Source organism: Armatimonas sp. (assembly GCF_964826245.1).
Window position 1 is genome coordinate 1 of record NZ_CBAYMC010000154.1, and the last position, 10,637, is coordinate 10,637.

Below are 10,637 nucleotides of genomic sequence, written 5' to 3' on the forward strand. Positions count from 1 at the left end.
CGTGCCGGTCTGTGCCTGACCGATCAGATCCTTGCCTTCGAGGAGAACCGGAATGGCCCGTGCTTGAATGGGCGTCGGAGACTCAAAGCCCGCCACCGTAATGGCCGCTAGTAGCGCTTCCGGCAGGCCCAGCTCCGCAAAGCCCGGCAGGGGGATCTCCACAATCGGCTCAGCAGACGGCTTTGGGGCATTTGGGGCAGCAGGGGCAGAGGCTGGCTTGACGGCTCGTGGCTTGGTCACACGCGGCGCTTCGGACTCGCTGGATGCAGCAAACTCCGGCTTTGGTGCAAACTCTGGCTTTGGTTTTGCGGCAGGTTTTGGCGCAAAAGACGGCCTATCCGCGTAGGGAGGTTTGGCACCCGTGGGCTTCTTCGCCGCAGGGCGAGGAGCGGATTTCGGGGTAGTCGGCTTCGCGCCGAAGGGCAGGGATTTCTTCCCTGGCTTAGGATTGTCGTTTTTCTTCACGGAATGGTATATCTCTAATCAGAGGGAATCGCCACAAATGCCCGGCCTTGCCTCTACATCCTGCGAATCGCGGGTTGCACTTTCGCTCACGAAATACTTGGTGGCGTATAATGCTCTATGGCGACTTTCAGAGCAGAACGCGACACGGGCTATCGGGGAATCTGGTACATGAACCAGCCTGTCAAAAGCCCTCTACGCTACAAGTACAGTGGAGGCTTTGCGACCTATCCTCAGCAGCATGTCCCGATCGCGATCTATGCACCAAAAGCCCAGAAGACGTTTTTTGTGTACGGAGCGACGCCGCCGGGGAAGAATACGCTCTGGCATGCGGTGAGCTACTTCGACCATAAGACGGGCACTGTCCCGCGCCCGGCGCTCCTTCTCGACAAGAAAACCGACGATGCCCACGACAACCCGACTCTGGCTATAGATGGCGATGGCTACCTCTGGGTGTTCTCGAACTCCCATGGAACGGGGAGGCCGTCGTTTATTCATCGGAGCGTAAAGCCTTATGAGATAGATGCTTGGGAACGCATCCTTGAGACGAACTTTTCCTATGGCCAGCCCTGGTGGTTGGAGAAGTATGGGTTTATTTTTTTACACACCCGCTACAGCAAGGGGCGGGGGCTTTTCTGCCAGACCAGCCGCGACGGGCGCACGTGGGACGAGCCACAGCCCACGGCTTTTATCGCGCAGGGGCACTATCAGATTAGCTGGCCCGACACCAAGCGCGGCGTGCTGACTACGGTCTTTGACTACCACCCCAGCCCAGGCGGCCTCAACGCCCGCACGAACCTCTATCTGATGCAGAGCCGCGACTGCGGAAAGAGCTGGGCGAGTATCTCCGGCGAGAAACTGACCCTGCCGCTCACCCAGACTCCCAACCCCGCGCTGGTCTTTGACTACCAGAAGGAGGGCAAGCTGGTCTACCTCAAGGATGTTGGCTACGATGCGGCAGGGAGAGTCATCGTGCTCTACCTAACCAGCAAGGGCTTTGAGCTGGGGCCACAGAGTGGCCCGTACCAGTGGTGGACAGCACGCTGGACCGGGACAGGCTGGGAGCGAAATGCCGTCACGGAGTCGGATCATAACTACGATCATGGCTCATTCTATATCGAAGGCGAGGGGCAGTGGCGGATGATGGCGCCCACTGGCCCCGGCCCCCAGCCGGGGACAACAGGCGGTGAGGTCTTTGTTTGGACGACGCAAAACTTTGGGCAGAGCTGGCGCAAGGAGGCATCTCTTACGCCTAGCGCCACTCGAAACCATACCTATGTGCGCCGTCCGCTCGATGCCCATCCGGGCTTCTATGCCCTCTGGGCCGATGGCGACCCACTCGACGATCTGAAAGCACCCCACTTCTCGCAGCTCTACTTTGCGACAAAGACAGGAGCTGTCTTTACTCTCCCGGAGGCAATGCCGACGGAGACGGCTTCCCCCACACCCTACAACTATGCAAAAACTTCCTGAAGGCAAGGGGCTGGCCGCACAGTTCCCCGGCGATAAAGGGATCGCCCGACATGCAGCGGTGATCTTGACAGAGGACTTTGAATCGGGTGATATTGCCTCACTGAAGATGAAGTGGTCGGATATCTCCAATAAAGCAGGCAAGCCGCTGGCACTAGAGAGTAAAGAGGGGCGACGGGCGCTCAAGATCACGGCGACTCTGGGGGAGAACAATGGAGGGCACCTCTTCACACTTCTGCCTCGCGCCACCGAGACACTCTTTGCCCAGTTTTATGTGCGCTTCGAGCCCGATGCCGACTACATCCACCATTTTGTCTGGATGGGAGGGCACAATCCCCCCGTGCGCTGGCCCAACCCACAGGCAGGAAATAAACCCAATGGCGACGATAGGCTCTCTGTGGGTATCGAGCCCTTCGGTTTCAATGGGCGCTACTCGGCCCCGGGCGCGTGGAACTTTTATACCTACTGGCACGAGATGAAAAAGAGCGCCGACAGACGCTACTGGGGCGCGGGAATCGGGCCGGACAAGCCGCTGCTGGTTCCGAAAGACCGCTGGCAGTGTGTCGAGTTCATGACCAAGCTCAACTCCACCCCCGAAAAATCCGATGGCGAGCTGGCGCTTTGGCTCGATGGCAAGCTCGTCCTGCATGTCGCACCGGGCGTGCGCCGTGGTCCATGGACGGGGCAGGGCTTCACGCTTCCTGAGTCTGGCGGCGAGCCTTTCGAGGGGTTTCGCTGGCGCACATCGGATAAGCTCAAGCTCAATAACTTCTGGCTAGAGCACTATGTTACTGAGGAAGCACTGCGGCGAAATCGTAGCCGCCTCAAGCCGACGAACTCGGTCTGGTTCGGTGATATTGTTCTGGCCACGGCGTACATCGGGCCACGCACGGGCACCCCATAAACAGAAATAAACTTTAGTGCAACTTTCTGGACTGAGGACTGTCTCAGGAAGGCAAGATGGAGTTTAGAGAAAGAAAAGTGGCCTCGAAGGGACTCGAACCCCTGACACTCGGTTCCGAAGACCGATGCTCTAATCCGCTGAGCTACGAAGCCAAACACTCCAGACCAAGCGCTGGTAAGCCAATTATATCACGACCCCGAAAAAAAATCTGGGCCTGGTACTAATTCGGGGAACTTTCTTTCTCTTACTTCGTACTACTTAGGAAATTGAGCGGGAGTAGCCGCCGATGATCGGACGAGAGTCCGGGGAGGCACATCGTATGCTGGTGATGGAAACACAAGAAGAAGTAATTGTCCTGACAAGTCAAGGACATCAACGAATCGAAGAAGAGCTGAATCGTCTGGTGACGGTGGACCGTCACGAGGTAGCGGCTCGAATCCGGGATGCAAAGGACTACGGCGAGCTCACCGAGAACGCTGAGTATGAAGCGGCCAAGAATGCTCAAGCCTTTGTTGAGGGGCGCATCATGGATCTCAAGAGCATTGTGGGACGTGCTCGGATTCTCCGTGACTCCGATATCCCGACGGATCATGTCGGGCTGGGAAGCATTGTGACAATCCAGGATAAGAACTTTGGCGACGACTGGACGGTTACTTTAGTCTCGTCCTACGAAGCGGATCCGGATCGGGATCTTCTCTCCGATGAGTCGCCGATTGGCAAAGCACTTCTGCGCAAGCATGTTGGAGAGAGCGTCGAAGTGAAGACCCCTGATGGTCTTATTGCCTACGAAGTGACATCTATTACAAAGTAGGCTTGCCGCTGAGGCCAGCTAGTATCCCCGCCTGCGATGTGGTTGGGCGGGGAGCAGGGCGCAGTCGAAACGAGGTCGCCTCTTCTGTACCCAGAGTCAGTGTTGCTTGCTGAGTCACTCCACTGCGCTGGTAGGTCAGCCGCAGAGTATCTCCAGGTTTCTGCGTGGTAAACGCCCCCCCGAGCAGCGCTTCTAGCGGCTGACCATCCACACTCAGAATCACATCGCCTGGCAGTAAACCCGCCTTGGCGGCAGGTCCTTGTGGCGTGACGATCCCGATTTTGGCTTGGCCCACTTGGGAAAGATCCCAGCCAATCCCTAAAGTCGCCGACTTGCTCACCGCCGCTTCCGCCAGAATCCCGCCGGCTGCAAGCTGCTCTATGATTTGTAGCTCGTCGGTGGAGCGAAGTGCCCGCTCAAAAAAAGACGAGAGATCGCTCTTGGCAAGCCGGGAGGCCGTTCGCTCAATCTCACCTTCGGCGTAGCCCCGACCACTCTTCTGACACTGCGCAAGGAGGTCTTTGAGGACATCTATCAGCCCGATCGTATTGGCCGTGCGCTTACGCAGCTCAATGTCTAGGAGCAGGCCTACCACCAACCCCTTATTGTAGTAAGAAAGCCCTCCGTAGCCCTCTGACTCTTCTTGGCTCTCCCAGACTTTAGAGGATGTCTCTTCCAAGGTGACCCGGTGACGTGAGGGATTACTCTGAAGCTGGGTAAGCTGCTCGGCCTGATAGCCGAGCCAGAACCGCTGTGTTCCCAGTCCCGCCATCACGGTTAATAGAGGTGCGAAGTAGTCCGTCACGCCCTCGGCAAACCAGAGATCTCTTACCCGAACCGGGCGCATGTAGTCAAATGGCCCCAGAGCCGCAGGACGGATGCGCTTAATGTTCCAGGCATGGATAAACTCATGCGCCACAATGGTGAGATTCTCCGCATCAGGCTGCCGCAAGTTCGACGGGTCTAGCCGCAGTACCGTGCTATTGAGGTGCTCTAGTCCTCCAAAAAAGCTACCCTCGCGCGAAAAGTGAAAGAAGAAGACATAGCGCTCAAACGGAGCCCCACCAAAGACCTGGATGCCCGCTTGGGCGATCTTAAAAACGCTCTCGGCCCAGCGTGCATAGCGCGTCGGATCGCCGCCGGTAAACACCACGGAGAACGGAGTACTCTGGATCGTGCGGTCTATGCGTGTGAACGTCCCCAGCTCCGCAGGCTGATCCGCGAGCGTGTCGTAGTTTGGGGCAGAGAAAGTGTGCGGCTTGCCAGCGACCGGAGTGTTCCCACTGGCCACCTGCCAGCCCTTGGGGAGCTGATAGTCAATGGTGCAAGGGGCCTCTTTGCCGTCAACAACATAAGTTAAGGCCGCCGGGCCAGGGACAAAGCCGTGCTGACGATCCAGATAGGGCTCGAAGAAGCCAAAGCCCGTATCTGAGGCTTTTAGATCGTAGGAGAACGTGACACTTGCGGCTCCCTCCGTACTCACGCGCCAGGTGTGCGCATCGCTCTGCTTTAGGGGGAGAGGCTTTTGCGTGGGGCCTGTGGCGGAGAAACCACTTAGGTTGCGCTCGTTGCCACGTAGGACATACCAGCCAGGTGTCCAGGCAGGGAGCTGAAAGGCCACTTCGGGATCGCGGAGCCCCTCGGCTTTAACGGACACTCGGTAGCGCGTTGTCGCCAGATCGGCTACTTGCACAGTGTAGGTGACATGAGCCGGGGGAGTCATGGCTTGCGGCGAGTGCGACGCGGCGTTGTGGGGGGCTCGTCGGCGAGAAAGTCACGTAGCTGACTCAGGGCACGTTTCTGGAGGCGTGAGACATGCATCTGGGAGATATCGAGCCTCTCCGCGATCTTGGCCTGGCTCAGCTCGTCGTAGAAGCGCAGGGCAATCACCTCACGCTCACGGGCTTCTAAAGTCGCGAGGGCAGTGTGCAAATCAGCAAAGCTCTCAAACTCGAACAGGAGCCGATCTATTTTCCCGACAATATCCATCAGGGTGGTGCTGTCTAGAGTCGAGCGATTATCCAGGTGACTGTCGAGGGAGATCAGGCTACTGACCTCCTGCGACTCCATTGCCAGCAGTATATGCTCCTCGCTTACACCTAAGCGTCGTGCAATCTCTTGCGGGGTTGGCAAATGGCTTTGTGCCAAAGCGAGCTCCGTGCTAACTCGGCGAACCGCTTGTTGGAGCTCTTGCAGCCAGCGAGGGATCTTAATGCCGATCGCCTTATCGCGGAAGTGGCGGCGAATCTCTCCTAAGATCGTGGGGGTGGCATAGGTGGAGAAGCGTGTGCCTTGGCGCGGGTCGTAGCGATCCAGAGCATTGATCAGGCCAATATTGCCCACTTGGATCAAGTCCTCCAGGGGCTCATCTCCCCCGACGAAACGTAGGGCAATAGAGCGTACAAGTCGCTGGTGATGGAGAATTAGGGTATCCCGAAGTTGAGGGTTACGCGAGGCTACATACTCGCACAGGAGACGCTCCAGCTCGGTCATGGAACTACCCTCTCTGAACGGAAATAATTTCTGCTCAGTCTGGATCCCGAGATTTGTTGGATTTTCCAGCAGAGTGCCTGTCGTCATCTTTCGTGCCTCTATCCTACAACATAAATTGCCCTGGTAGTTTAATTTTCTATGATAAGTATTGCATACCTGCTGTGCTTACTAGGAAAGCGGCGGATGACGAAGGCCCTAATGTAGCTCCGATGAGTGTCCAGGGAAGGCTTTTGAGCCTGGATCAAGGTAGGTCTTGGCGAAGTTTGCTGCGGTCCCTGCCTCGCCCACGCCGGTCGCAATTAGCTTGAGCTTACCAACGTAGCTGCAAATATCCCCAGCAGAGTAGACTCCCAGGATATTGGTGCGCATGGTGCTGTCTACTTTAATAGTGTTCTTCTCGATCTCGAGCCCCCACTGTTTGATAGGACCAAGATTGGTTAAGAATCCCAGGTTGAGCAGGAGCGCATCACACTCCACACGCTCTTCTTCTCCCGTGCGGTTGTCAAAGATCGTGACTGCCTCAACTTTGTCCTCGCCATGAATGGCCTTCAGCTCAAAAAACGTACGAAGATCCACACTCTCTAGCTCTTGAACTTTCTGGATGGTGTCTTCGTGGGCCTTGAAGCGGTCTGAGCGGTGGATCTGAAGGCAAGAGGCTCCCTTGGGACCAAGTGCCATCGCCCAGTCGAACGCGGAGTCGCCGCCGCCGACAATCACAAGTCGCTTGTTTTCAAGAGCGGTGGGATCGGTGACAAAGTAGTGAACTCCCATGCCCTCTAGCCGATCCAGATCGGGAATGTCCATCTTACGTGGCATGAAGGCCCCGACTCCGGCGGCAATCAGAACTGTCTTACTATAGTGAACCGCGCCTTTTTCCGTCGTAAGGACGAGATGACCATCATCAGCCCTCTCTCCACCGACACGCTCCAGAGTCACGACTTTTTCATTCACACTGATTGTCGGGTTGTACTGAAGCGCCTGTTCGGCAAACTGGGCAACGAGGTCCTTGGCCAGAACACGGGGGAAGCCCCCTACATCGTAGATGTACTTTTCCGGGTAGAGAGCAGAGAGCTGACCCCCAAGCTGAGGCATGGAGTCAATAACCTTGGTGCGCATCTGGCGCAGGCCCGCATAGAAGGCACCAAAGAGACCCGTGGGGCCACCACCGATAATCGTAAAGTCGTAGAGATCCATAGCTGTCCTAATAAGAAAAACCGCGCACCCTGAGGGGATGCGCGGCTTCGCAGGACTATTCTACCACGGCTATCTTCTGTCTAGCGGCTACTTCACGCGTCTCTGGCGACGGCTAAGAGCAAGTCCGCCCAGCGCCAGCAAGGCAAGTGTCGTCGGCTCGGGCACGGAGGAACCTGTCGAACGAGAGCGATGGGTTGCCGCAACATCATTGCTCTCTTGCCCCTCCGAATCATTGCTCTCTTGCCCCTCCAAATCATTGCTATCTTGCCTCTCCGATAAGCCTGGATCAGGAGTAGGAACAGGGGTTGGTGTAAAGGCAATCGGATCGGGTGTTGGCTGAGCCGGACCTTCTCCCCACTGCACACGATCTGTACTATCGTCACTCGAGGTCGCTCTCGAGGTGCTAGGGGGGAAGCTTTTGAGTGCTGTCTTGGCTTTCTTACTTGCGGTTTTTACGCTCGTTGCCAGTGTTTGGGCAGATGAAGAGGAGGCCAAGGTGAGAGCCGATAGGGCGAAACTTAGGGTAATCAGAGTCAAGATGCGCTTCATTCGTGTTGAGGTTCCTTGAGATCAATATAGGAAACGCTCCTATTTACCTTTATGGAGAGCATGAATAAACTCGTAGTTTTACTTTAAAATCCGCCGCCAATTGGATTTATGGGCGTGCCGTTTCGGCGCACTTCAAAGTGTAAGTGTGGGCCTGTGGCAAGACCCGTTGCGCCGACCCGGGCGATCACTTTCCCTTGCTCGATGCTCTCTCCCTCATGGGCTAGAAGCACCGAGCAGTGGGCATAGAGTGTGGAGATGCCCCCGCCATGATCCAGCACCACCACATTGCCGTAGCCGCGCATGACTCCCGAGAAGGCCACGACTCCCGAGGCCGCAGCGACTATCGGGGTGCCTGTGCCTGCACCAAAGTCTACCCCGGCATGGAGGCGTTGGATCTTGAGAATGGGATGAAAGCGTGGACCGAAGCTTGAGACAACGCGACCCACCACGGGCTGGATCAGCTTACCCGCAAATGCCCCCGGCAGAGGCATGCCCTCTAGCGCCTGGAGTCGCTTGGCAATCTCCTGCGAGTCGGCAGCAAGCTGGGCATACTCCGCTTCAATCTCGGTGCGAGCGGCCTGCGCCTCGGCCAGCACCCCCCGGCGCTTTTGTACCAGCTGCGCCTCGGTCTCTTGTTGGCTCGCTAGCCCAAGCTCTTGCTGGCGAATCTGCTGTGCTTTCGTATCGAGAAGAACCTTCCACTTGACAACTTGCTCGCGGCCTGCCTTGATCTTAGCGATGAGCGTGGACTCGTACTTGACAATGGAGCGGACAAGCTGGGCGCGGCTGACGAGCTCACCCATGGTGTGCGCTCCTAGCAGCACGGAGGCATAGCGCACCGGGCCTTGACGGTAGTTGGAGGCCATGCGCTGCGCGAGGCTATGTTGCGTGTCTGTGAGCTGCTTCTGGGATTTTGTGAGTAGCCCCGCCACTTTTTGCTGCTCACCACGCGTCCGGCTGAGCCGTGCTTTTGTTTGTGCAAGCTTCTGGCGTGTGCTCAAGAGCTGCGCCTCGATCTGGGAAAGCTCTAGCACGATGGCATCTTCCGAGCGTTTCGCAGCAACGAGCTGTCCTTGGACTGCACTGAGCTGCTGCTGGGTGGCGGAGAGCTTGCTCTTGAGAGTTGTTTTCCGTAATTTTTTACTTTGGGGCGGCTTGCGCATCGAAGAATTGTACCGCGCGATACAATAGGGCGTGACTCGTCTTGCTTTTCTTCTCGTTGTTGCGCTGCTTCTGGCAGGCTGCCCTCGTCCTACTCCCAAAGGCACGGAGCGTCTCTCCAGCCCCGCGGCGGGCTCTGTGCGCGTGCTGGCGGTAAAAGTCAAAGAGACCCCGGAGACGCTTCACTACCAGTGGAGCCTGCTAGGGGAGCGCAACTGGACGGTTCCCAGCATCTCCGAGGGCAAGGCAAGCTTAAGTGACGTCTACAAGCTCAACGATCCCACGAAAATCGGGGGCTGCCACACCTGGCTCTGTGATGTGATCTTCACCAAAGGCTCTGGTGACGACTGGCAGTGGGAGCTGCGCCTGCGTGGCTCCAACGGTAAGACAGCTACCGAAACGGGCACGGGCTCGGGAACCCCTGAGATCCTTGTCAAAGACGACCAAGACACCAAGCTCGCTGCCGACATTTCTCTGGCAAAGCTTGGCGAGAAAACCCTGACTCTAGCCATTCCCAAGTAGCTTCGGGAAAGCGCGGCGGGCATTGGCAGTGGTCTGGGTGTCTATCGCATCGGCTGTGGTACAGCGAATCACGGCGAGGGTGTCTCGAACATGTGTGAGGCGTGCGGGCTCGTTGGGGAACTTGCCACGAAACGGCTCTGGCGAGAGATAGGGCGCATCGGTTTCAAGCAGCAAGAGCTCCGCTGGGGTTGCCTTTACGATCTCACGAAGCGCGTCGTTTTTCTTGTAGGTCACCGGGCCATCTACTCCCATAAACCAGCCGTGTTTCCAGCAAATCTCGGCGTGGCGCAGCTCTCCGGCGAAGCAGTGGATGATCAGGGGAATATCCGCCGCCTCAGCTTCTAAGAGCGCCAGACACTCGTCGTAGGCATCGCGGCAGTGGATGACCACGGGCAGCGCCACTTCTCGGGCAAGCTCTAGCTGGGCATGGAAGGCGGCGTATTGCAAGTCGCGTGGCGATAAATCCCGGTAGAAGTCCAGCCCGATCTCCCCAATGGCCAGCACGCGTGGATTGCCAGCCCAGCCATGCAGGCGCTCGGCGATCTTGCTATTCCAGTGCTTGGCATCATGCGGGTGCACCCCGACCACCGCCCAGATCCTAGCGTCTTCTTCGGCCAGCGCCACAGCCTTCTCCGACGAGGCTTCGTCAAAGCCGACCACCACAAAATCCGTGACGCCTGCCTCGGTGGCGCGTGCTAAAACACCGGGCAGGTCGCGCTCTAAAGTGTCGTTGTTAAAGTGTACGTGTGTCTCGATCATCTTGGGCATCTTACCGTAGGGCCGTGAGAAGCGCCTGCATGGCCTTGGTCTCCGGCACAGGGACGACACTCTCGATCGTTTCTGGGACTCCCTCGACACCGTAGGCTTTCGGGTCGTTGGTTGCGCCCGTCGCCTTCGGCCATGCAAGAGCACGACGTATTCAGGTAAAGTAGACCATGTCGCCGACGTTTAATATTGGAATTGAGGAAGAGTACCAGACTATAGATCCGAAGACGCGGGATCTGCGCTCGCATATCGGAACGGAACTGCTCCCTGAGGGCAAGCGCCTTCTTCAAGAGTCCGTTAAAGCCG

10 protein-coding genes, 1 tRNA gene and 1 pseudogene are annotated in these 10,637 nt (G+C 57.3%); 4 read left to right on the forward strand and 8 right to left on the reverse strand.

Annotated elements, in window-relative coordinates; translation table 11 throughout:
- Positions 1-465 (reverse strand): annotated as a pseudogene (locus tag AC1XOS_RS14645) (hypothetical protein); the annotation flags it as partial.
- Positions 466-582: 117 nt separating this feature from the next.
- Here AC1XOS_RS14645 and AC1XOS_RS14650 point away from each other — a divergent pair.
- Positions 583-1,935 (forward strand): BNR-4 repeat-containing protein, encoded by a 1,353-nt coding sequence (locus tag AC1XOS_RS14650; protein WP_481962967.1) that lies wholly within the window; start codon positions 583-585, stop codon positions 1,933-1,935.
- The gene (locus tag AC1XOS_RS14655) at positions 1,919-2,836 is read left to right on the forward strand and encodes a hypothetical protein (RefSeq protein ID WP_481962968.1); all 918 of its coding nucleotides are present in this window, start codon (positions 1,919-1,921) and stop codon (positions 2,834-2,836) included. Before AC1XOS_RS14650 ends, AC1XOS_RS14655 begins: the two co-directional genes overlap by 17 nt.
- A 78-nt stretch (positions 2,837-2,914) precedes the next feature.
- Here the strand turns inward: AC1XOS_RS14655 and AC1XOS_RS14660 are convergent.
- Positions 2,915-2,988, reverse strand: a tRNA-Arg gene (locus tag AC1XOS_RS14660).
- 134 nt (positions 2,989-3,122) lie between these two features.
- Here AC1XOS_RS14660 and greA point away from each other — a divergent pair.
- Complete coding sequence (gene greA / locus AC1XOS_RS14665) at positions 3,123-3,647, forward strand: transcription elongation factor GreA (protein ID WP_481962969.1); 525 nt, start codon at positions 3,123-3,125, stop codon at positions 3,645-3,647.
- Here greA and AC1XOS_RS14670 read toward each other — a convergent pair.
- The 5 genes from AC1XOS_RS14670 to AC1XOS_RS14690 all read right to left on the reverse strand — a co-directional run bounded on the left by AC1XOS_RS14670 (position 3,637) and on the right by AC1XOS_RS14690 (position 9,046).
- Positions 3,637-5,370 (reverse strand): M61 family metallopeptidase, encoded by a 1,734-nt coding sequence (locus AC1XOS_RS14670; protein ID WP_481962970.1) that lies wholly within the window; start codon positions 5,368-5,370, stop codon positions 3,637-3,639. The genes greA and AC1XOS_RS14670 overlap by 11 nt on opposite strands.
- A complete protein-coding gene (locus AC1XOS_RS14675) occupies positions 5,367-6,140 on the reverse strand; it encodes a SigB/SigF/SigG family RNA polymerase sigma factor (RefSeq protein WP_481962971.1) in 774 nt (257 codons plus the stop codon). Before AC1XOS_RS14675 ends, AC1XOS_RS14670 begins: the two co-directional genes overlap by 4 nt.
- A 195-nt stretch (positions 6,141-6,335) precedes the next feature.
- Positions 6,336-7,334, reverse strand: coding sequence for an NAD(P)/FAD-dependent oxidoreductase (locus tag AC1XOS_RS14680; protein ID WP_481962972.1), 999 nt, complete (start codon positions 7,332-7,334; stop codon positions 6,336-6,338).
- An 87-nt stretch (positions 7,335-7,421) separates the two neighbouring features.
- Positions 7,422-7,697 carry a PEP-CTERM sorting domain-containing protein gene (locus AC1XOS_RS14685; protein WP_481962973.1) on the reverse strand — a complete coding sequence of 92 codons (276 nt, stop codon included), beginning with the start codon at positions 7,695-7,697 and terminating at the stop codon, positions 7,422-7,424.
- Between the two features lie 269 nt (positions 7,698-7,966).
- Positions 7,967-9,046 (reverse strand): murein hydrolase activator EnvC family protein, encoded by a 1,080-nt coding sequence (locus AC1XOS_RS14690; RefSeq protein ID WP_481962974.1) that lies wholly within the window; start codon positions 9,044-9,046, stop codon positions 7,967-7,969.
- A gap of 31 nt (positions 9,047-9,077) precedes the next feature.
- On the opposite strand from AC1XOS_RS14690, the gene AC1XOS_RS14695 reads away from it, so the two are divergent.
- Positions 9,078-9,566, forward strand: a complete 489-nt coding sequence (locus tag AC1XOS_RS14695) for a hypothetical protein (protein ID WP_481962975.1) — start codon at positions 9,078-9,080, stop codon at positions 9,564-9,566.
- Here AC1XOS_RS14695 and AC1XOS_RS14700 read toward each other — a convergent pair.
- Entirely contained in the window at positions 9,549-10,325 is a 777-nt protein-coding gene (locus tag AC1XOS_RS14700) for a TatD family hydrolase (RefSeq protein ID WP_481962976.1), read from the reverse strand. The two genes, AC1XOS_RS14695 and AC1XOS_RS14700, sit on opposite strands and share 18 nt — an antisense overlap.
- Positions 10,326-10,637 lie beyond the last annotated feature (312 nt).

Excerpts from the sequence above, each read along its gene's own strand:
- AC1XOS_RS14650 (WP_481962967.1), top strand. The coding sequence starts at position 583 with ATGGCGACTTTCAGAGCAGAACGCGACACGGGCTATCGGGGAATCTGG.
- AC1XOS_RS14655 (WP_481962968.1), top strand. The coding sequence starts at position 1,919 with ATGCAAAAACTTCCTGAAGGCAAGGGGCTGGCCGCACAGTTCCCCGGC.
- greA (WP_481962969.1), top strand. The coding sequence starts at position 3,123 with ATGATCGGACGAGAGTCCGGGGAGGCACATCGTATGCTGGTGATGGAA.
- AC1XOS_RS14670 (WP_481962970.1), bottom strand. The coding sequence starts at position 5,370 with ATGACTCCCCCGGCTCATGTCACCTACACTGTGCAAGTAGCCGATCTG.
- AC1XOS_RS14675 (WP_481962971.1), bottom strand. The coding sequence starts at position 6,140 with ATGACCGAGCTGGAGCGTCTCCTGTGCGAGTATGTAGCCTCGCGTAAC.
- AC1XOS_RS14680 (WP_481962972.1), bottom strand. The coding sequence starts at position 7,334 with ATGGATCTCTACGACTTTACGATTATCGGTGGTGGCCCCACGGGTCTC.
- AC1XOS_RS14690 (WP_481962974.1), bottom strand. The coding sequence starts at position 9,046 with ATGCGCAAGCCGCCCCAAAGTAAAAAATTACGGAAAACAACTCTCAAG.
- AC1XOS_RS14700 (WP_481962976.1), bottom strand. The coding sequence starts at position 10,325 with ATGATCGAGACACACGTACACTTTAACAACGACACTTTAGAGCGCGAC.